The organism is Leucobacter japonicus (genome assembly GCF_001273855.1).
Taxonomy (GTDB): domain Bacteria; phylum Actinomycetota; class Actinomycetes; order Actinomycetales; family Microbacteriaceae; genus Leucobacter; species Leucobacter japonicus.
Genome location: NZ_JHBX01000142.1, coordinates 213495 through 234192, shown reverse-complemented (window position 1 = coordinate 234192; position 20698 = coordinate 213495). Strand labels below are relative to the sequence as shown.

Sequence of the window (20698 nt, the reverse complement as noted above, 5' to 3'; positions counted from 1 at the left end):
GACTACTTCAGTACGGGAGCGCCCTGGTCGGCGATCCACTCGGCGGCGAGCTGGTCGAGCGTGCCGTTCTCGCGCAGCGCGTCGACTGCCTTCGTGACGTCGGCGGTGAGCGCGGAGCCCTTGGGCAGCACGAAGGCGAAGTCATCGCCGCCCGACTGCGAATCGAGCTGGCCGACGATGACGCCGTCGTCGAGCTGGGCGTCGCGCACGTAGAACGCGCCCGGCAGGTCGGTGACCAGTGCGTCGATGGTGCCGTTCTTCAGTGCGGCGACGGTGTCGTCGACCGAGTTGAAGACCTGCAGTTCCTGGGTCGGCGCGATGACCTGCTCCGCGACCTCAAGCGAGGTGGTGCCGGAGGCGACGCCGATGGTCGCGTTCTTCAGGTCGGCGATGCTCGTCGCTTTCGCGGCGTCCGTGCCGCCCGCGGCGACGACGGCCTGCGTCGTCGTGTAGTACGGCGACGAGAAATCGACGGCCTGCTTGCGCTCATCGCTCACCGAGAACTGCTGAATGTTGAGGTCGAAATCTTTCGGCCCCGGCGCGATCGCGGCGTCGAAGCTGGTGCGCACCCACTCGACATCGTCTTTCGCGTACCCGAGCTCATCGGCGACCGCGTAGGCGACGGCGGCTTCGAACCCCTCCCCGCTTTCCGGAGCGTCGTCGATCACCCACGGCGCGTAGGCAGGCTCGCCCGTGGCGATGGTGAGCTTGCCCTCGGTCACGGCGCCGACACCGGCGTCATCGCCGGTCGCGCCGCTGGTGCATGCGGAAAGAGCGAGCATCGCTGCTGCGCCGACGGCGAGGGTCGCGACGAGGCGTGACGTGCGGAACATGGAACTCCTTGGCTTCGGGCGGACGCGCAGGATCGCGGGCATCCGGACGGGGTTCATTCTACGAGACATCACCGGGCGTGATGAACGGATCGGTAACGCTCCACTCCACCGATGATCGTGCGACGTGCCCGACCGGCCCCGGCTTCGACGAGTTCGGCGAGCGCCGCATCGGGATCATGCACGGGAACGGCGAAGAAGGCGAGGTCGGCCATGGCGCCGACGCCGAGCTGCCCGATGCGACGCTTGCCCACGTTCAGCCCGAGTGCGGTCGCCCCGCCGAGGGTTGCCGCGCCGAACAGTCTCTGGTGCAGATCGTCGCCGCGGTATCCCTGCGCACGCGCGACCTGGTACAGCTTGGCAACATCGGCGAGCAGGTCGAGCGACGGCGATGACGATAGCGAGTCGGTGCCGACCGCGATGGCGTTGCCCTCGCGGAGGTACGCGGCGACCGGGGGCATATCGAGCCCGATCACCTCATTCGACCGCGGGCAGAGTGCCACGCTCGTGCCGCGAGCGCGCAGCAGCGCGCGATCTTCGGCACTCACGTAGACGCCGTGCGCAATGTGGCAGTCGGGCCCGAGCACCCCGAGGTGGTCGACGAACTGGGTCGATGAGACGCCGATGCCGTGCGACCGCAGCGCGCGAAAGCTATCGGCGCCGAGTTCGGGCCAGGCCCCGTGCCCGCCCGGGCCGGCGCCGACGTAGCCGTCGATGCCGTCGAACTCGCGCTCCATGTGGGCCTCGGCGAGATGAATGTGCAGGCGCAACCCTTCTTCCCGCACGATGTCGGGAAGCTCGAGGAGTGGCTGCACCTCGAGCGAATAGGGCGCGTGCGGCGAGACGCCGGCGCCGGGAGGCGTCGGAATGTTCCGGATCTGCTCGCGCACGGCGTCCTTCGCCTCCGGGGTCCAGTCGGCGTTGTTTGCCCCGTAGACCTCCCAGTAGGCGATGCCGTGCATGCCCGCGTCGTGCAGTGCGCTGAGCGCCTCTCGGTCGGTGACGACGTCTGCCGCGGCGGTCACGCCCGCGGCGAGCGAGAGTTGAGCGCCCTCGGCTGCGGCCGCGGCCCAATCGTGCGACTCTCGGGCGTACACCGCGTCGAACGCATCGCCCCAGTGATCGAAGCCCGTGTAATTGCGGGCGGCGACTTCGCGCATTCCCGTGTACTGCAGATGCGTGTGCGCGTTGACCAGACCAGGTGCGAGCACCCCGTCCCAGCGCTCTTCCGTGAACGACGCACCCCGCTCGGCGAGCACCTCGAGCACCCACCGCCGATCACCGACATGGACGATGCGGTCCTCCTGCACCGCGACCGCACCGTCGACGATGCGTGGGCTGGTCACGGGGAAGACGAGGGCCGCGCTGTAGACGACGATCGGTGCTGCAGGGTTCACCCGTTCGAGTGTAGGGCGTTCGGCTCCGATGCCCCCGCACGATAGCGGTGCACGGTCCAGTGCTGCGCGGCGCCCCCCGGTCGCGCGTCAACGGGCGACGGCTCGACCGAGGCCCCCAGCGCATCGAGTGCGGCACGGGCCACGCGATCCTCCGCCGCGGCCGACAGCGAGTGCAGTCGCGGCTCGGCATCCTCCGACGCAATGAGTCGCGCGATCGCCGAGAGCTGGGTGGCGAACGACAGGTCCATGACCTCGATCGGGTTGCCCTCGGCTGCGGTGTAATTGATCCCACCGCCGCCCGCGAGCACCCGCGGGCCTGGCCCGTCGGCGCCCGGAGCGCGCCACTCCATGATGTCGGGCCCCACGATCGCCGGCCTCCAGCCCGCGTCGCGAAGCTCGTCGAGCGCGAGCTCGTCATCAATGCCACCCGCGACCGCGACCACTGCGCCGGCCGGCATGAGCGCGAACGCGGCCGCGCCGATGGTGTGCCACACACCGGTCGCACTGACCACTACGTCGGCAGTCGGAAGCGATGCCGCGGCGGTCGCCGCCTCGTACCCGTCGTGCACGGCCGACAGCGCACGCACCGCATCGCGTTCGACAACGGTGATGCGAGCTCCGAGTGCGGCGGCGAATCGCGCCACGCCCTGCCCCACCGGCCCGTACCCGTAGACGACCCAGTGCTCGCCCATCACCCCGCGGTAGTCGTGCCCGGCCGCGGCGTGATCGCGCACCTCTCCGATCGCGAAGACGCACGATTGGCCGGTGCCGATCCGGTTGTCGAAATCGGTTTTGGTGCGTGCGTCGTTGACCGCGATCACCGGAACCCGAAGCGCACCGAGCGACGCCATCTCATGCACGGGTCGCACGCCGCTCGTCGTCTCTTCAGCGACGCCTCGCAGCGCCGCCAGCGCCGTGCGCTGCTCCGTGTGGGCGAGTCGCAGCAAGTGCGCCCCGTCATCGACGAGATAGGCCGGGGCCCAGTCGAGCAGTGCCACGGCATGCCGCGCGTCGACCTCCGCGGCATTCGCGGCATCGACCGCGTGCTGCGGGGCGAACACCGCGACACGGCCGTCACTCGCCAGTGCCGCGGCGATCTCGGGGTCGGTCTCCGACACCGCACTGAAGACCGCCACCTCGCATCCGGCATCGGCCAGCATGCGTGCGAATGCCGCGGTCTTCGGTTCGAGAACGAGGCTCACGCCGATACGTGCGCCATCGTCTCGGTGCGATGCCGCCGCGCGCACCTCGTCGGCGAGCGCCGCCGTTGCGGGCATGCCGGCAACCGCCCAGGCGATCCGCGACTCTGCGTCGGCTGCACGCAGCGACTCCGTCGAGCCGTCGAGCCCGATGCGCACGCCGGGGAGCCCATGCGAGCGGCCGCCGCGACCTGCACTGACCGCAGCATTCGGTGCAGGATCGGCATGATCCACGAACGCGAAATCGACCTGGTCATCGGCCGTTCGCAGACGCACGCCCATACTCCGAAGCACCCGCGCGAGTTCGCGTTGCAGCTCGGCGTTCGACAGTGCCACAGAGGCGGTGCGTCCGGCGAGCAATCGGTTGCCGAGGCGAGCTGCGGATCGCACCGCGCGTTCACTGCGCAGTTCCACAGCAGAATCACGGGTCACGGATCTCCCCCTTCGAGTCCTTCGAGTCTTTCGAGTCAGATGCCGTGGGCGCGCCCGGTGTCGGCGACGCGGAGTCAGACGCCGATTCCGCGTCATCCGACGCATCACGCCATTCTGCGCACGCCGCATCGGCATCATCGGGCAACCCGAGTGCGGCACGCGCGGATGCGGCCGCACTCCCCACGTCTTCGGCGCCTTCCCAGCGGTAGTCGAGCGCTTTCTCGGCGCTCAGCTTCGCGACGCGAGCTGCCTGGTCTTCGTCATCGTGAAGCGTGCGGGCGACCTCGGCGATGCTGTCGGCCGCCGCGTCTGGCCAGAGCGTGGTCGAGGCGGTGAGGGCAGACGCCGCTTCGGCACTCTGCTTCGCGACCGCGCGCATGCGATTCGCGAAGTCGGTGACGTCAACCGTCTCGGAGTCACGGGAGTCGCTCTCGACGACACGATCCGCTTCCAATCGCAGGCGGTCCAGCGCGACATCGGCGTCATCCCAGGCCGCGTTAACCGGGCAGACTGCATCCAGATACTCCGCGCCGGCTTGCGACACCGTGAGCTCCTGCGGCTCCGGCGCCTCCTCAGCGCATCCGGTGAGGCCGCAGATCAGCATCATGGCGCCCAGCGGCACAAACACACGAAGCGATACACGCATGCCCCCCAGACTACTGACCACCTACTGACCGCGCGCCGCGCTCCGGCAGTAGGCTGACGCCATGTCGAGATATCAGAACGAAGCGGAAGCCGCCGCCGACGGCTTCACCATCGTGCACGAACCGGAGCGCGCTCGCTACGCGGTGTATGCCGAGGGCGACCGTCTCGTCGGCGAAGCGCACTACTCGTTGCTCGGAGACGGCGACATCGATTTCGACCACACCGTCGTTGCTCCCGAGTTGCGCGGATCAGGCATCTCGGGGCTGCTCGCGCATCGCGCGGTCACCGGAGACGCGGTCGGCGCACGCAGCGTTCGCGCATCCTGCTGGTTCATTGCCGGGTACCTCGAGCGACACCCCGAACTCGTCAGCGACGCGGGCTGACCGAACCGTTCGTGACGCGGGACTCACCCGTGACCCGCTGGATTACTCGGCCCCGTCGCGGTCCTTGCGCTTGAACATACTCTTCTTCGCGGGCGGCGCGGAGTGCTGCTGCACGAGCGCCGTGAGGTCTTTCTCGATCAGCTGCTGAATGCGCTGATCGCGCTCGTCGCGGTACTCGTCGTTGTCGCCGCCGCTGTAATAGGGATGCTGCGCGCGATCGGCGAGCGAGGTGCCGATTTCGTCCCAGGCCATGCTGCGCGCGCGTTCGGCCGCCGAGTCCAGGTACGCCTCGTCTGCCGCTCGCGCACGCAGCTCTTCAGCGACCTTCTCGTACACTTCCTGGCGGTGGCGGAGTGTGCGATTGTCGTCGTTGCCGTAATCGGACTCGCTCCACGAGCTGCGACCGGTATCGCGAATCTCCCCGCGCATGCGCGCGATGTGCTGCGCATCCCGTTCCCGTTCGACCGCAAGATCGACGGTGGCTTCGCGCACCATGTCGACGATCTGCGCGGCGTCGTAATCGACGTGCTTCTTCAGCGCATTCATGATGATCGCGTTCTTGACCGTCATGCGCACCGCGACATCGGCGACGAGAAGCCCCTGCTCGGCGATCTCTTCCACCGGCGCGAGCACGCGTCTCGGCAGCCGGCGGGGTGGGCGCGACGACTTCCGCTTGCGGTTCTTGAGCCAGCCGAACATCGCGCTCCTTCCCGGCCGTGGAGGCCACTCCGAATCATTATCGCGCATGCTCAGCCGGGTGCCCTGATTCCGGCGGGCTCACGGCGCGCCCAGCAGTGCCGGAGTCGTGCGCGGTGTTCGCCGCGTACGACACGACGAGGGCGCCGGCTCAGGGACGCGAACGATCCGGCGTCGTCTCCAGAGACACCCACACCGAAGCGGCTGCGGCCGGGCCGAGGCTGACGGCGTCGACATCATCCGACCCGGCGACGGCTTCGATATCCCCGACACGCACCGTCACGGTCTCGGAGTACGGCTGCCCCGGGAGCACATGCAGAACCGCGTCGACCACGATGTCGCGACTCGCGAAAAACTGCAGCATGCCGTTGTCGGCATCAGAGATGCGCTCGACACGCACGCGACAGGGCGCGGGCGCCGCGATCAGCGGCACCGCATCGGGTCGGTGCACCGCCCCCGAAGCGCTCGGAATGGGATCGCCGTGGGGATCCCGCGTCGGAAACCCGAGCACGCGATCCATACGATCGATCAATGCATCCGACACGGCGTGCTCGAGCCGGTCGGCCTCGTCATGCACCTCGTCCCACTCGTACTCGAGATGCCGCACGAGGAATGTTTCGATCAGGCGGTGCCGACGAATCATCGACACGGCATGCACGCGGCCGAGATCAGTGAGGGTGACGCTGCCATACCGGGCGTGCCCCACGAGCTCAAGGTCTGAGAGCTTGCGGAGCGCATCCGAGACCGTGGAGAGCCTCACCCCCGCGGATTCCGCGATGGCCGAGTTCGACACGGGAGCATCCGACCACTCCTGCAGCCCCCAAATCACTTTGAGGTAGTTCTGCATGCTCGGGGAGAGATCGTCGACGCTCACCCCATCAGAATACGTGCCTTGCATCAGCTCTCGATGATCCGGCACGTGTCACGTGGCGCTCACGGGCGCTCGACTCCGCGAGAATCCGAGCGCGCAGACGCCGCAGTGCCACATCGAACGCCGCATCGTCGGATCCACCGAAACCGAGCACGAGACCAGCGATACCGTTCGCCTCGCGGCGCTGCCAATACCGGCTCAGCGCTTCCACCGCGAGACCCTCGTCACGTGCCGCAGCCGTAACCTGCGCCTCCCGGGCATGCGAGATTTCAGGCGGATCGGTGAATTCGAGCACCGCATGCAGGCCACCGTCCATAGGTCTCACGCGCGCCCCAGGAAGGCCCGCGAGGCGCTCGGAGACGAGATCGCGACGCGCGGCGTACCGCCGCAGCATGCGCGCCGTATGGCGTCTGAGCGCCCCACTTGCGAGATATCGGGCCAGTGCGTGCTGCACCACGCCCGAGACCGCAGACCCGAGCTCTGCCCGCACCGGCTCCATGCGTGCGCGCAGCGGCTGCGGCGCGATCAAGTACCCCGCGCCCAGCGCCGGCGTGAGGGTGCGCGAGAATGTGCCGAGCAGCACGACGACGCCGCGCTGCGGATCGTCGAGTGCAGCGAGGGTGGGCAGCGGCTGCCCGGTGTAGCGCAGCTCTGAGTCGTAGTCGTCTTCGACGACGACCACGCCCTCAGTGCGTGCCCAGGCCAGCAGTTCGCGTCTGCGGGTGAGCGGCAGCGATCCGCCCAACGGATACTGGTGGCTCGGTGTCACGATCACCGCGTCGAGCATGCCGCGCGGCAGCCGTGACGTATCGAGACCTTCATCGTCAGCCGGAAGCGCGACGATGCGCGCGCCCGCACGGGAAGCTACCCCGCGCAGCGAGGGCAGGCCGGGATCTTCGACGCCGACGACCAGCTCACGTCCCCGATTTCCGCCGATCGACGTCAACAGCAACCAGAGTCCGTCACGAGTGCCCGCGGTGACGATCACGTCGCGGGGCGTGCGACGGGTGCCTCGCATGCGTCGGAGGTGATCCGCGATCTCGCTCCGCAGGGCCGGTACGCCGAGCGGTGGTGCCGCCGTCGCGACTTCGTCGAACGCCGCCGCGGCGTCTTTCCACGCCGCCCGCCAGGCCGAACCCAACACGCCATCGGTGATCGCGACGCCGGGAGCGAGCGGGGCCGGCGGCATCGATGCGAGTGGCGGCTCGGATGCTCCTGCACCGGTCGAAGCGTCTGCCGCGGCCACTCCTGCTGCACACCCCGCGCCCGACACCCATTCCGTCGGGGCGTCAGAGGGAACGAGATCGGGATTCACGCGCGTCGCGCGCCCCTGCGCCGCACTCAAGTACCCTTCGGCGATCAGCTGCTGGTAGGCGGCGACCACCACTCCGCGGGCGATACCGAGCCGGCTCGCGAGTTCACGCGTGGCGGGCACCGGCTCCCCTGGGCGCAGCGTCGCGGCATCAATCGCCAGACGCAGTGACGCCGCGAGCTGCACGGGCAGCGGCGAGCTCGCGTCGCGATCGAGCGTGACCGGGAAGGAGGCGACGCCCCGACTTCCGCCGACGTCGCGCAGACGCCCCGACCGCTCCGACGCCGCGCTCATGCGTACTGCACGCCATCCGCGCCGAGACGGTCGCGCATGACCTCGGTCGCTGCAGGATTGTCATCGATGAGCACGAAGCGTCGATCGAGCTCGGCGGCCGCCGCCCCGGTGGTGCCGCTCCCCGCGAACGGGTCGAGCACCCAATCGCCCGTGCGGGATGATGCCTGGATGATGCGGCGCATAATGCCGACCGGCTTCTGCGTCGGATACCCCGTGCGCTCCTTGCCCGTGGGCGACACGATCGTGTGCCACCACACATCGGTCGGCAGCTTGCCGAGCGCCGCTTTCTCCGGTGTCACGAGCCCGGGGGCCATGTACGGCTCGCGGTCGACCGCATCGGCGTTGAACGTGTACCAATCGGGGTGCTTCGCGTACACCAGAATGTTGTCGTGCTTCGTCGGCCACTTGCGTTTCGTGCGCGCCCCGTAGTCGTAGGCCCAGATCAGCTCGTTGATGAAGCACTCTGGGCCGAACAGCGCGTCGAGCAGCACCTTCGCGTAGTGCACCTCGCGATAGTCCAGGTGCAGGTACAGCAGGCCGTCGAGCGCGAGCAGCCGCCAGGCCTCTTCGATGCGCGGTTCGAGGAAATCCCAGTAATCGACGAATCGGTCGTCGTAGGCGTGCGTCATCTCGCGGGTCACGCGATACCCCTGGCCACGGAAGCCGAGTCGGTCACCCGAGTCGGGCGCCAAGGGGCCGGTCACCCGTGTGCCACGCACGCGCTCCGCCCGACGAGCACGCCCAGTATTGAACGGCGGATCGAGGTACACCACCGCGAACGCCGCCGTCGGCAAGCCTCGCAGGATCGGCAGATTGTCGCCCTGCAGCACCCGGTTCGGCCCGTTCATGCTCCACGGTTCCATCACACTCTCAGGCTACCGCTCGTCGCAGATGTCGGTGCCACCCCGTACGGTAGAGCGCAACGCACACCGACGAAGGGAGCAGTTCATGGTGGGGCTCAGCATGATCACGATGGATACAGCCGATCCGCGCGCACTTGCCGGCTGGTGGGCCGAGCGACTCGGTGGTGAGATCGTGCATGAAGCGGATGGCTGGTTCTGTATCGTGCGCGCTCCTCAGCTCCCCGCGGCGATCGGCTTCCAAAAAGTCGACGATCCGACCGCGGGCAAGAACCGCTTGCATTTGGACTTCGACGTCGATCAGAGTGTCGACCGCGCCGCGCTCGTCACCGACTGGGTGGCCGCGGGCGCTCGACATCTCGGGCGCCGAGGCGAGGCCGGATTCTCCTGGGACACGTTCGCCGACCCCGACGGCAACGAGTTCTGCATCGGCGATCCGCACTGAGTGTCGGGTGCGCGGCGTGCGTGCGCCGCGCACCCCCAGCCCTACAGAGAGTCAACGAAGGCTCGCGCCACCTTTTGCGGGTCTTGCTTGTCGACCTCGACCTCCCGGTTCATCGTGATCAGCGCCTCGGTCGTGAGCGCACGCGACACCGTCTCGAGCGCCGCGGTGATCTTCGGGTCGTCGCGATCCGCACGCAGCACCGGAACGATGTTCTCGGCGAGCGCCATATGCTCCGGATCCTCGAGCGCGACGAAATCGTTCTCGTCGATCGCCGGCTGCGTCGTGAACATGAAACCGACGTCGAGGTCTCCATTGTTCAACCCGGCAACCGTCAGCGGCCCTCCGAGGTCAACAGATTTGAACTGCTGAAACTCGAGGCCGTAGAGCTCACGGAGGCCAGTGACGCCGGCTCGGCGATCTTTATTCTCCGGTGGCCCTCCGAGCACGAACTCTGGAGCGAGTGCAGCGAGGTCTCCAATTTCGGTGAGACCGTGCTCGTCAGCCATCGCTCGAGTCACCACCAGCGTGTCTTTGTCTTCGGCTTCTGACGCTTCAAGCATCGCGAGCCCCTCGGGCAGAGCATCGCCGAGCGCGTCGATCACTTCTTGCGACTCGAAGACCTGCGATTCCGCGTCGAGGTACGCGAGCAGCGCACCGCTGTACTCGGGAACGATGTCGATCGAGCCGTCCTGCAGCGCGGGTATGACCACCTCTCGGCTGCCGATGTTCGGCTTCACTGTCGAGGTGAATCCGGCGTCGTTCAGCGCCTCCGCGTAGATGTGCGCGAGCAGCACGTTTTCGGAGAAGTTCGCCGAACCGATGGTGATCGAACCATCCGCACTCCCGCTCGTTTCTCCGGAGCCATCGAGCGAGCCACCGCTGGCGCACCCGGTCAAGGCCAAGAGCACCGCTGCTCCGGCCGCGACCATCATCCGTCGTTTCATATGGGTTTCCCTTTCTTCGCCGCTCAGAGGCGGATGGTGAGGTGTGTCATTCGTCTGCGGGCGCGGTGCGCAGCACTCGCGTCTCGGTCGCTTCGCCGCCGTCCCGCACCTCCGAGGTGCGCGGCGGTGTCTGCCTACGCCACCCGCCGATACAGCGCCCCGCGATGGCGAACAGTCCGTCTGCTGCCAACGCGAGCAGTGCGACGAGAATGGCGCCGGCCGCCATCTGCCCGTAATCGCGCAGCGCGAGCCCATCAAGCAGAAATCGCCCGACTCCGCCGAGCGCGATATAGGCGGCGACCGTCGCGGTCGCGATCACCTGAAGCACCGCAGATCGGATGCCGCCGAGGATGACCTGCGCGGCAATGGGGAGTTCGATGGTGAGCAGGATCCGCCACTCCGGCATGCCAATACCGCGTGCGGCGTCGACGGCAGCGGGATCGACCCCCTTCACACCTGCATAGGCGGCAGTGAGGATCGAAGGGACGGCGAGCACCACCAGCACAATCGCCGCGGGCGCGAACCCGAGTCCGAGCAGCAGCACCATCAGTGTGAGCAGGCCGAGTGTCGGCAGAGCTCGCGAGGCGTTCGCGATATTGATCACGAGCCAGGAGCCACGGCGGGTGTGTCCGATCACCGCACCGACCGGAAGCGCGATCGCTGCTGCGATCAGCACGACGACGAGCGTGTAGAGCACGTGTTCCCCGACGCGGGCAGGAATTCCATCGGGGCCCGACCAGTTGTCCGGATTGGCGAAGAAATCGAGAATCTGCTGCAGAATCATCGTCGTTCCCCAGCTTTCACCCACGGCGTCGCCATTCGCTCGGCCCGTACGATGACCACGTCGACGATCAGCGCCAGCAGCACCGTGCAGATGATTCCCCAAACGATCGGCACCAGGTAGCTGCGCTGGAATCCCTCGGTGAAGAGGTCGCCGAGGCCGCCGACACCGATGAGTGCCCCCACGGACACGAGACTCACGTTCGACACCGCTGCCACCCGCAGTGTGGCACCGATCACGGGAATCGCGAGCGGGAGCTCCACGGTGCAGAGCAGACGCAATCTCCCGATGCCCATCGCCTCCGCGGCCTGCCGGGTTTCCAGAGGCACTGAGCGCAATGCTTCGACCACGCCGCCGAAGATGAGCGCGAACGCGTAGATCGACAGCGCAATCACGATGTTGATCGGATCGAGAATCCTCGTGCCGAACAGGATCGGGATGAAGATGAAGAGCGTCAGCGAGGGAATGGTAAACAGGATTCCGCTGAGCGCGAGCGTCACGCCCGAGATGCGCGGCGAACGGGCCACGAGCATCCCACCGGCAAGTGCCGCAACGAGGCCAATGAAGGTCGAAGACAGCGCGAGCACCGCGTGCAGTCCGGCGAGTCCTCCCACGCGCGCGCCGTTGTCCACGAGCCACTCGATCACGCCGGCACCCCCGTGCGAGCACCGAGTCCCGCCTCGACAAGATCGTCGAGACGTACTCCTCCGAGCAGCCGGCCATCGGCGTCGAGCACGGCAGCGGTTCCGGACGGACTCGTCAGTACGGCGTCGACGGCAACGCGCATGCTGTCTCCGATCTTGAGCACGCCGGCGCGTGATCGCACCGCATCGGCCTCGGCGCGACCGTCGGGCACCCATCCGAGAAATTCTCCCTGGGCATCGACCAGCGCAGCCCATACAGCGGAATCGCCAGAGCCCTGCTGACCGAGGTGTAGCGTCGCGACTTGGGGAATGTGCGCGATGCGGAAATCTGAGAACGACAGGGCGCGATAGCCACGATCACGACCGACGAACTGCGCAACGAATTCAGTCGCCGGCGCGGCGAGCAGCGTCTCCGGCGACGCAAACTGCGCCAGCACGCCCCCGGGTTCGAATACTGCGATGCGGTCACCGAGCCGAATCGCCTCGTCGATATCGTGGGTCACGAAGACGATCGTGGTGCCGAGCTCGGGTCCAAGCCGCGAGAACTCCTCCTGTAACTCGGCGCGCACCACGGGGTCGAGCGCCGAGAACGGCTCGTCCATGAGCAGCACGCGGGGCTCTGCGGCGAGCGCGCGGGCGACCCCGACGCGCTGCTGCTGACCGCCCGACAGCTGACTGGGGTATCTGCCGGCGAACGATGCCGGGAGCCCCACGAGTTCCAGGAGTTGCAGCGCACGGCTGCGAGCGCGGGAGGCTGGCACGCCGTTGAGCCGCGGCACCGTCATGATGTTCTGCAGCACCGTGCGATGGGGAAACAGGCCTGCGTTCTGAATGACGTACCCGATGCCTCTGCGGAGCTTCGCGCGCTCTAGATCCGCTGAGTTCACGCCGTCGATCGTGATGCTGCCCGAACTGGGCTCGATCATCCGGTTGATCATGCGGAGGCTCGTCGTCTTGCCGCAGCCGCTGGGTCCGACGAACACGGTGGTCTGCGCCTCGGGGATGTCGATCGAGAGAGCTTGCACCGCTACTGTTCCGTCGGGGTATCGCTTCACCACATCCCGGAATTCGATCATGTTCATGGCCGACCGTCTTTCGCGATCGTCCGTGTCACCTGACACGCATTTGCCTCCACGGTGCACGCGGATGCGTCGCTGAGAAAATGTTTCACTCTGCGCTCCTTTGCCATAGAATGAAATTAGTGACGTTCACTACATGAAATGAAAGCGCATCGCGGCGCACCTGTCAACACTCGCGATGCCACAGCACTCGCCGAGCGAGGCGGCCGATGCTCCATCTCCTTCGGTCTCCGCACGTTGGCAGCGAAGGGAACCCGATGCCGCAGATGTCCACAGCAGACCAGAGTTCCAACTCATCGGCGAATGCCGTTCTGCCCGGCTCCTCGCCTCTCGCGATCGGGGACGACACATTGTCGACCGCCGCGGTCGCCCGCTTCGCGCACGGCGGCATCCGTGCGGTGTACACACCCGAATCGCGCACTCGCATTGCCGCTGCGCACCAGACGCTGCTCGACGTCGCGCGATCTCGACCGGTGTACGGATTGTCGACCGGGGTGGGGGCGCGACGGTTCGTCGCCGTGCAGCGCTCCGCCGACTCATGCCTTCGGCTCTGGCGAAGCCATGCGCTGCAGTACGGGCAGCTGGTCGACGCATCCCGCGTGCGGGCTACCCTGCTGATTCGGGCGCACCAAATTGCTCGAGGCGGATCGGGTGTCAGCCCCGCCTTGGCGGAGTCTCTGATCGACGCCGCCTCGGCGGCGACCATGCCGCCCCTGCGTTTCGGCGGGTCGCTCGGCACGGGCGACCTCGGCGCACTGGCCACAGTTGCGCTTCATCTCGTGGGCCCTCCGGAGATCGGAACCGCCCGCGAAGCGAACGACTCGGCGGCGAACTTCGCCCCGACTGACGGCCTCCCGTTCATGAGCAGCAGCGCACTCACACTGGCCGATGCCGCAGTCACACTCGCCGAGCTGGAGCGCGCACTCGACGCGGCGACTGCGCTCGCCGCAGCCACCGTGGGGGCACTGGGTACGACCGCCGATCATTTCGACGAGCGCTCGCTTGCTCGCCGCACCGGGGGCGTTCGCGCCGTCGCCGACGTGCTCCGCCCGTTCAGCGCGACCGAGCCCGTGCGCGTGCAAGATCCGTTCTCTCTCCGACTCATTCCGCAGTCGCTCGGCGCGGTCAGGTCGATCCACGCGCAGTGCACCGATGCCACGACGCGCGAGATCGACGGTGCCCACGAGAATCCGCGCGTGCTCATCGCGGAGCAACGGGTCGCGCACACCGGAAACTTCTACACCGTCGAACTCGCACTCGCGATCGAATCCCTGATCGCCGCTCTCGCGCAAGACGCGAGCCTGCTCCTTGCTCGCATCTCCTTGCTCATGGATCCCCGGTACACCCACGAAGCCGAGTTCTTAAGCGACGGTACCGATGACGCCACCGGCGCCATGATGCTCGAATACGTCGCCGCAGCTGCGCTCGCGGAGATCCGAGATGCCGCGAGCGCGAGCGGCGGGCACGGTGTACATCTCTCGCTCGGCGCCGAGGAGCACGCGCCGTTCACCCCCCAATCGATCCGCCGACTGCACCGTGCCGGCGAGGCGTACCGCACGATACTTGCGTGCGCTGGGGTCGCTCTCCTGCGCCTCCCCGCCGAGCACGGCGTCTCAAGATTCCTCCGCAACGCGCCGCGACCTCACGGAGGCCTCGAAGACCGCGACCTCAGCGCCGATGTCGCAGACTTCCGCGATGCGCTCGATATCATTCAGCTGCACCCATTCACGCACGCTCCGAAAGGGACACATGACTGAGCACGACGTCGCTGCCGGCAACGCGGAAGGGGCGAACGAGGCACCCTCCGGCGAATCCGGGGCTGGTCCCCGCGCCGTGCATCGCGCGCTCGAATTGCTGTCGATCGTGGTGGACCGAGGCCCGCTCCCGCTCACGGAGCTCGCACGCGCGAGCGGACTCGCGACGAGCACTGCGCTCAGGTCGCTGCGCGCGCTCGAGCACTGGGACTACGTGGGGCGCGGCACCGACGGATCGTACGCGATCGGCGCACGGTTCGCGAAGTCGATGTTCTCGGCAGATGCACCGACTGCGGAGGATCTCGTGGATCGCTCGGCGACGATTCTCCAACGCCTGACTGACGACACCGGAGAGTCGAGCTACCTCACCGTCCCCGGTCCCGCGCACACGTGCTTGTACCTCCGCGAAGTGCAAAGCGAGCAGCCGATTCGCCATGTCGGGTTCTCGGGGTGGGCAGGTCGCACAGTGCGCGCAGATGGGTCCGCCGTGGGCGAAGTACTCGCGGGGGCAACTCCCGCTGTCGGATATCTCGTGATGGACGCGCTGCTCGCCCCGGATGCGACAGTGATCGCCGCTCCGGTGCGCGACAACGAAGAGATCGTCGCCGCGATCAGCATTGTGGGCCCCAGCTTCCGCATGGGCGCAGATGCCGTGACTCGATTCGGTCCGATGGTGCAATCGGCGGCCAACGCTCTCACGGCCGCACTTCGACCGGAGGCCTAAGAGCGCGACGTCACGACGTCAGCGCGAGAGCGGGAGCTCTCCTCTGCCGGGCGCCGGGTCAAGCACCGCGTCGAGCACAACTGGGCTGAGATCTTCACAGCGCGCCGGGCTCCATCGGGGCGCGCGATCCTTGTCGATCACCTGTGCGCGCACGCCTTCGCGAAAGTCGGGCAGCGCACCGAGCCGAACGAGCACGCGCAGGTCATCGGCGAGCACTTGGGCGAGGTCGAGCCGCTCGTCGCGGGTGCGCTCGATCTGCGCGAGCGTGATCGCCACGGAGGTCGGGCTCATGGCACGCATGATCTCAGCGGTGTTCGCAGCTTCAGGCGAGGCCACAGCGGCCAGCGCGTCAGCGAGACGGAGCGCGGCTCCGGCCGGATCCGCGAACACCCTGCCCGGTGCTCCCCCGAGCGCCTGCTCAGCGATCGGATCCCACCACGCCTGAACCTCGAGCAGCGCCGACGGCGGGGCTGCTTCCGCAAACCGCGCGACGACCGCCTCGACGTCCGCGAGCGCGTTGCCCGTGACCTGAACATCTGCGGCGAGCGCATCGGTCAACGCGGGCAGACGTTCTGACGGCACGAAAAAGTCTGCGAATCCGAGCGCGATCGCGTCTCCCCCGGCCATTTCACCCGCGGTCACCGCGAGATATTCCCCCAGTCGCCCGGGCGCAGCCGCGAGCAGCAGGTGGCCGCCGACATCGGGCACAATACCAATGCGCACTTCGGGCATGGCGAGTCGGCTGCGCTCCGTGACGATGCGCACCGCGGCATGGCCGGCCAGTCCGATGCCGCCTCCCATGGTGATGCCGTCCATGACCGCGACAACAGGCACCGAGGCGGTCGCAATCGCCGCGTCGACGGCGTACTCGCTCGACAGAATGGCGCGGGTGTCTCCGCTCGAGATCTCTTTGACATCGCCGCCGCCGCAGAAGCCGCGTTCGCCGGCGCCGTCGAGCAGAATCGCCCGAGATCCGTCGTGCTGCGCCGTCGACAGCGCCGCGTCGAGCAGCGCGAACATCTCACTCGTCAGCGCGTTGATCGCTCGCGGCCGGTTCAGCGTCACGTGGGTGATCGCACCGATGCGACGGGCGAGCACGAGTGGCGGCTGCGGCGAACCGGGGGCGGCGTAGGTGGATGCGGCGCTCATGGCAGCACCGTATCACCGCCCCGGCCGGCGCCGGGGCGTGCTCACGGCGTCGGGCGATGCGCGTCGTAGCGCTGGAATCCCGGTGCTGCCCGCAGCAGGACCAGCATGATGCCGAGGATCACGATCCCGCCGAAGAGCGGGGGCGCCCAGAGTGCGATCGCGGTCGCGATACCGCCTGCCAGGAGGTCACCCACACGGGGGCCGCCCGCCACCACCACGTAGAAGAGCCCCTGCATGCGCCCGCGCACGTCGTCAGGTGCGGCAGACTGCAGAATCGTCGTGCGGAACACGGCACTCACGTTATCGGCGGCACCGGTGCCCGCCAATGCGAGACCCGCCCAAACGATCGCGGGGATGATCGCATGGTCGGTGCGATCCTCGGCGCCAGCAGTGAGCGCGGTGATGAGCAGCACGAGGCCGAAGAGCGCGGTGAAGACGCCGAAGCTCGCGACGGCCAGCGTGACGGCGCGACCTTGCCGCCGCACCGAGCCCAGCGGGCCAGAGAACAGCCCGCTCACGAGCGAGCCCAGCGCGAAGGCGGCGGTCAATGCGCCGACGGTGACCGGGCCGCCGCCGAGCACCAGTGCTCCCGCTGCCGGGAATACGACGCGCGGGGTACCGAAGATCATGGCGATCAGATCCCAGATGAACGTCGCGCGGACGTTCGGTGCGCGCTTCAAGAATCTGAGGCTGCCGATGATCGAGCTCCACCCCGGCGCGACCCGATTCCCCTCGGGCGCCATGCGCGGCAGGCTGAGGATGCCGAGGAATGCGCCGGAAAAGAGCACCACGTCGAGCAAATACGTCCAGGGCACGCCCACGCTCGCCACGAGCACTCCGGCCACCGCCGGGCCAACGGTGATCGCGAGACCCATGGTGATGCCGCTCAGTGCCGCTGCGGCGGGCAGCAACTGCGCGGGCAGCAGCCGCGGCAACATCGCACCTCGGGTGGCACCCATGATGGTTGCCGAGGCCGCGTTGACGGCGGCGAGCGCGTAATACGGCCAGGTCTGCTGCACATCGGCGAACGCAATCACGGCCATCGTGCCGATACTGGCCCAGGCGACGACGGCCGTGACGAGTGCCACGAGTCTCCGGTCGAATGCGTCGGCGAGGGCACCGCCCACGAATCCCGCCAGAATCATCGGCCCGAGTGCCCACAGAGCCACGAGCGAGACGGCGAAGGTCGAGTGGGTCAGCTCATAGATGTGCAGCCCGACCGCGACGATGGTGACCTGCGCACCGATCTGCGCGATGGATGTTCCGGTCCAGAGCTTCGCGAACGCGGGACTCGCACGGAGCGGCGTCGTGTCGACCAGCAACGACCGCAGGGAACGACGACGGCGTTCGGGGACATCACTCACCGCACCAGCCTAGACGGAGCTGCGTCAGTATCCGTCACCAGCGGTCACATCGTCGGCGGCATCGAAGCACGGAGAGGCCGAAGCGAATCGCACGGTGCCGGTATCGACGTCGGTCGTGATGTGCAGGCGCGTTCGTGTCTCGGGGTCACTGGCGATAATGCTCGGCGTGCGCATGACGTCGCTGTCGCCCTGCACATTCCACGCGTTCTCGGTGAGGCGATCCTGCAGATCGGCGATGACCTGATCCGCTCGCACCGATTCGCGCAGTTGCACGGTCGTGCCTCCGCGCCACCGATACTCGCGGGAATTGCACGGTTCGATCGTTCCGGTATTCGCCTGTTCGATGGTGGCGACCGCATCGGGTGCGAGCAGACCCACCGCGACGGTCTCGAGGCGCTGCGCCTCCCGTTTAGCGACCTGCCAGGCTGCCTCGGGGCGCGTGGTCGGCGTCGTGGCGCTCGTCGATTCGGGCTCCAGCGCACTGCACCCCGAAAGCAGGATCAGTGCCGCGGTGACCGCGGTGAGGGTTCGGTGGTGGCGAATGCGCATCGCGTGCTCCTCGAGAATCATCGGTGACGGTGCTCAGCGCCCCATCCCGAATCGCTCGCACGATCGCAGGCTCCCCCACGTTCTTGAGCCCGATCACTTCCCAATGTAGGGGTTCGCCGTCTCGCCTCGCAATGCGCCCGCCTGGCAGTGTGCCGCACGCGTGATGGAGGCGATCACAGATAGTCTCGAGCCATGTTCGACGATCGCTATGACTTCGACCCCGTCGCTCGCATGAAGCCGCGTCGCGGGCCCGTCGAACGCCGTGAGGTGCCGCTCGCAAAGGGTCTCGTCGTCGAGCACACGGAATCGGAGTGGTGCGGCGCGGTCGTCGGAGCGCGTGAGGGCTTGGTGCAGCTCGAGGACTTCCGCGGCAAGGTGCGCGCGTTCCCGCTGACCGATGGGTTCCTGATCGACGGCGTGCCGGTGCGGCTCGTGCGACCAGCGGCTCGCCCTGCGGGTCGGCAGCGCACCGCTTCCGGGTCCTTCGCCGCTCCGCAGCAACGGGCGCGCGTCGCGATGCCGAGTCGCATCTTCGTGGAGGGCAAGCACGACGCCGAACTGGTGGAGCAGGTGTGGGGCGACGATCTCCGTGTGGAGGGCGTCGTCGTCGAGCTCCTCCAGGGGGCCGACAACCTCGAACAGGTACTGGCCGAATTCGGGCCGGCTGCCGATCGACGGGCGGGGGTGCTGCTCGACCACCTCGTGACCGGCAGCAAGGAGACGAGGATCGCCGATGCGATCGCGCGCGGGCCCCACGGCGGGCACGTCCTCATCGTCGGCCACCCTTTCGTCGACATCTGGCAGGCGGTGAAACCCGAGCGGGTCGGGCTGCAGGAATGGCCGGTGATCCCGCGCAGCATCGAATGGAAGTCGGGGATCTGCCGAGCGCTCGGGTGGCCCGGCGACGAACCCGCGGATATCGCCGACGCCTGGTCGCGCATCCGCGGTCGGGTTCGCAGTTTCCGCGACCTGGAGCCGGAACTCGTCGGCCGAGTGGAGCACCTGATCGACTTCGTCACCGTCGGGTGACGCCCAGAGCGATCACACGGCTGCGCGGGCGTATTCTGGAGGAGTTGGATCTCTGAGGAGGTTGCGGTGACTCGACCGATGTTTGTGCTCATGCCCCAGTGGCAGGGATCCCCATCGACGCGAGCGATGCAGCTCGCCGAGGGGGCCGAAATGCTTCGCGACGACCTCCCGGCCTCGGCGTTGCGCGAGGTGCAGGTGCCGCTCGAGGCGGGTGATGCGATGGGAACTCCGGTCGCGCGCCTCAGCAGCCTGATCCGCGCGCGAGATGCAGCACGCGCCGAACTGCAGCCGGTGCACGCCGACGGGCGCCCGCCCATCATCGTCGGCGGCGATTGCGCGACATCCTTGCCCGGCCTCGAGGCGGCATCGCGAACCTTCGAGCGCCTCGCCGTGCTGTGGTTCGACGCCCACCCTGATCTGCAGCATCCGAGCACCTCTCCCTCCGGTGCGGCCTCCGGCATGACCCTGCGCCACGTGCTCGGCGATGGAGCACCCGACCTCGTGTCGAGCTCGCCGCTGGATCCGGCGACGGTCACGCTCGTCGGCGCACGAGCGATCGATCCCGAAGAAGACGATGAGCTCGCATCGCGCGGCCTGCACCTGCTGCAGATCGACAGCTTCGCCGACGACCCCACAGCTGCGCTCGTCTCGGCGATCCGCGAACGCATCGCCGGGGCCGACGCCGTCTACGTGCATCTCGATCTCGACGTGCTCGACCCGGCCGAGTTCGGCTCGGTGCACGCGCCAGTGCCATTCGGGCTCACCGTCGCTCAGCTGACAGACGCGATCCGCGCCGCCGTGAGCTCGGTGCCGCTGGCGGGTGCGGCGATCTGCGAATTCGCCCCGGCCGACCGCGACCGCGGTGCCGAAGATCTGCCGACGGTACTTCGCATCTTGGCCGCCCTGACATCTGCGTCGGGCCCCCGAGCCGCCGGATCCGACGCGTGACCCGGAGCACCCGCCGAGCCTGGCCGCTCGCCCGACTCGGGTACGCCTACGCCACCGCCGTCGGTTTCATTTGGGGCGTGATCTGGAGCCAGGGACGCATCGAACGACGAGATGGACTGTGGGTGTTCCAGGGCATGCCGAAGTGGGCATTCGGCCGCGGCGGCAGTTGCGTCGGCGGGTGCTACCTCACCGATCGCAACGTCTCCGAACGCGTACTGCGGCACGAACGCGTGCACCGCGAGCAATGGCGGCACTATGGCATGGCGATGCCGATCCTCTACGCGCTCGCGGGCCGCGACCCCCTGCGCAATCGCTTCGAGATCGAGGCCGGTCTGCGCGACGGCGGTTACGTCCGCGACGCGTAGACTG

22 protein-coding genes are annotated in these 20698 nt (G+C 67.9%); 7 read left to right on the top strand and 15 right to left on the bottom strand.

The features are described from left to right. Positions 1 to 2: 2 nt before the first annotated feature. From AMS67_RS15335 to AMS67_RS15320, 4 genes are all read right to left on the bottom strand, one after another. A complete protein-coding gene (locus AMS67_RS15335) occupies positions 3 to 833 on the bottom strand; it encodes an ABC transporter substrate-binding protein (RefSeq protein WP_053388127.1) in 831 nt (276 codons plus the stop codon). A 68-nt stretch (positions 834 to 901) separates the two neighbouring features. Then, on the bottom strand, positions 902 to 2227 hold the full coding sequence (locus tag AMS67_RS15330; RefSeq protein ID WP_053388126.1) for an amidohydrolase family protein: 1326 nt from the start codon (positions 2225 to 2227) through the stop codon (positions 902 to 904). Next, complete coding sequence (locus AMS67_RS15325; protein ID WP_241488110.1) at positions 2224 to 3858, bottom strand: adenosylhomocysteinase; 1635 nt, start codon at positions 3856 to 3858, stop codon at positions 2224 to 2226. Before AMS67_RS15325 ends, AMS67_RS15330 begins: the two co-directional genes overlap by 4 nt. After that, positions 3848 to 4504: a hypothetical protein gene (locus AMS67_RS15320; protein WP_053388125.1), complete on the bottom strand. Its 657-nt coding sequence runs from the start codon at positions 4502 to 4504 to the stop codon at positions 3848 to 3850. The genes AMS67_RS15325 and AMS67_RS15320 overlap by 11 nt, the downstream gene beginning before the upstream one ends. A gap of 61 nt (positions 4505 to 4565) precedes the next feature. Between AMS67_RS15320 and AMS67_RS15315 the strand changes: the two genes are divergently transcribed. Then, the gene (locus AMS67_RS15315) at positions 4566 to 4886 is read left to right on the top strand and encodes a GNAT family N-acetyltransferase (protein WP_053388124.1); all 321 of its coding nucleotides are present in this window, start codon (positions 4566 to 4568) and stop codon (positions 4884 to 4886) included. Between the two features lie 42 nt (positions 4887 to 4928). Here AMS67_RS15315 and AMS67_RS15310 read toward each other — a convergent pair whose 3' ends face one another. The 4 genes from AMS67_RS15310 to AMS67_RS15295 all read right to left on the bottom strand — a co-directional run bounded on the left by AMS67_RS15310 (position 4929) and on the right by AMS67_RS15295 (position 8922). Then, positions 4929 to 5585, bottom strand: a complete 657-nt coding sequence (locus AMS67_RS15310) for a hypothetical protein (RefSeq protein WP_053388123.1) — start codon at positions 5583 to 5585, stop codon at positions 4929 to 4931. 148 nt (positions 5586 to 5733) lie between these two features. Continuing rightward, positions 5734 to 6456 (bottom strand): metal-dependent transcriptional regulator, encoded by a 723-nt coding sequence (locus AMS67_RS15305; protein WP_053388122.1) that lies wholly within the window; start codon positions 6454 to 6456, stop codon positions 5734 to 5736. A gap of 4 nt (positions 6457 to 6460) precedes the next feature. After that, on the bottom strand, positions 6461 to 8059 hold the full coding sequence (gene pdxR / locus AMS67_RS15300; RefSeq protein WP_075201438.1) for a MocR-like pyridoxine biosynthesis transcription factor PdxR: 1599 nt from the start codon (positions 8057 to 8059) through the stop codon (positions 6461 to 6463). Then, complete coding sequence (locus AMS67_RS15295; RefSeq protein ID WP_053388121.1) at positions 8056 to 8922, bottom strand: DNA-methyltransferase; 867 nt, start codon at positions 8920 to 8922, stop codon at positions 8056 to 8058. The genes pdxR and AMS67_RS15295 overlap by 4 nt, the downstream gene beginning before the upstream one ends. An 85-nt stretch (positions 8923 to 9007) precedes the next feature. On the opposite strand from AMS67_RS15295, the gene AMS67_RS15290 reads away from it, so the two are divergent. After that, positions 9008 to 9364 (top strand): VOC family protein, encoded by a 357-nt coding sequence (locus AMS67_RS15290; RefSeq protein ID WP_053388120.1) that lies wholly within the window; start codon positions 9008 to 9010, stop codon positions 9362 to 9364. A 41-nt stretch (positions 9365 to 9405) separates the two neighbouring features. Here AMS67_RS15290 and AMS67_RS15285 read toward each other — a convergent pair whose 3' ends face one another. The 4 genes from AMS67_RS15285 to AMS67_RS15270 are packed head-to-tail and all read right to left on the bottom strand — an operon-like array spanning position 9406 to position 12815. Next, positions 9406 to 10308, bottom strand: a complete 903-nt coding sequence (locus AMS67_RS15285; protein WP_075201437.1) for an ABC transporter substrate-binding protein — start codon at positions 10306 to 10308, stop codon at positions 9406 to 9408. Positions 10309 to 10354: 46 nt separating this feature from the next. Continuing rightward, positions 10355 to 11092, bottom strand: coding sequence for an ABC transporter permease (locus tag AMS67_RS15280; RefSeq protein WP_075201436.1), 738 nt, complete (start codon positions 11090 to 11092; stop codon positions 10355 to 10357). Then, a complete protein-coding gene (locus AMS67_RS15275) occupies positions 11089 to 11736 on the bottom strand; it encodes an ABC transporter permease (protein WP_053388118.1) in 648 nt (215 codons plus the stop codon). The genes AMS67_RS15280 and AMS67_RS15275 overlap by 4 nt, the downstream gene beginning before the upstream one ends. Next, the gene (locus tag AMS67_RS15270) at positions 11733 to 12815 is read right to left on the bottom strand and encodes an ABC transporter ATP-binding protein (RefSeq protein WP_306455254.1); all 1083 of its coding nucleotides are present in this window, start codon (positions 12813 to 12815) and stop codon (positions 11733 to 11735) included. Before AMS67_RS15270 ends, AMS67_RS15275 begins: the two co-directional genes overlap by 4 nt. Before the next feature lie 263 nt (positions 12816 to 13078). Between AMS67_RS15270 and AMS67_RS15265 the strand changes: the two genes are divergently transcribed. Both AMS67_RS15265 and AMS67_RS15260 read left to right on the top strand, forming a co-directional pair. Next, positions 13079 to 14569 (top strand): aromatic amino acid lyase, encoded by a 1491-nt coding sequence (locus AMS67_RS15265; protein ID WP_162230866.1) that lies wholly within the window; start codon positions 13079 to 13081, stop codon positions 14567 to 14569. Then, positions 14562 to 15290, top strand: a complete 729-nt coding sequence (locus AMS67_RS15260) for an IclR family transcriptional regulator (protein ID WP_053388116.1) — start codon at positions 14562 to 14564, stop codon at positions 15288 to 15290. Before AMS67_RS15265 ends, AMS67_RS15260 begins: the two co-directional genes overlap by 8 nt. Positions 15291 to 15308: 18 nt before the next feature. Here AMS67_RS15260 and AMS67_RS15255 read toward each other — a convergent pair whose 3' ends face one another. The 3 genes from AMS67_RS15255 to AMS67_RS15245 are packed head-to-tail and all read right to left on the bottom strand — an operon-like array spanning position 15309 to position 18352. Beyond that, on the bottom strand, positions 15309 to 16439 hold the full coding sequence (locus AMS67_RS15255) for an enoyl-CoA hydratase/isomerase family protein (protein WP_053388115.1): 1131 nt from the start codon (positions 16437 to 16439) through the stop codon (positions 15309 to 15311). Between the two features lie 41 nt (positions 16440 to 16480). Then, the gene (locus AMS67_RS15250) at positions 16481 to 17803 is read right to left on the bottom strand and encodes an MFS transporter (protein ID WP_082305552.1); all 1323 of its coding nucleotides are present in this window, start codon (positions 17801 to 17803) and stop codon (positions 16481 to 16483) included. Between the two features lie 24 nt (positions 17804 to 17827). After that, positions 17828 to 18352, bottom strand: coding sequence for a hypothetical protein (locus AMS67_RS15245; protein ID WP_156316698.1), 525 nt, complete (start codon positions 18350 to 18352; stop codon positions 17828 to 17830). Between the two features lie 192 nt (positions 18353 to 18544). On the opposite strand from AMS67_RS15245, the gene AMS67_RS15240 reads away from it, so the two are divergent. The 3 genes from AMS67_RS15240 (at position 18545) to AMS67_RS15230 (ending at position 20694) form a co-directional block, all read left to right on the top strand. Beyond that, complete coding sequence (locus tag AMS67_RS15240) at positions 18545 to 19381, top strand: DUF3097 family protein (RefSeq protein WP_053388113.1); 837 nt, start codon at positions 18545 to 18547, stop codon at positions 19379 to 19381. Positions 19382 to 19447: 66 nt separating this feature from the next. Continuing rightward, positions 19448 to 20329: an arginase family protein gene (locus AMS67_RS15235; protein WP_075201435.1), complete on the top strand. Its 882-nt coding sequence runs from the start codon at positions 19448 to 19450 to the stop codon at positions 20327 to 20329. Continuing rightward, complete coding sequence (locus AMS67_RS15230) at positions 20326 to 20694, top strand: Fe-S oxidoreductase (protein ID WP_241488109.1); 369 nt, start codon at positions 20326 to 20328, stop codon at positions 20692 to 20694. Before AMS67_RS15235 ends, AMS67_RS15230 begins: the two co-directional genes overlap by 4 nt. Positions 20695 to 20698 lie beyond the last annotated feature (4 nt).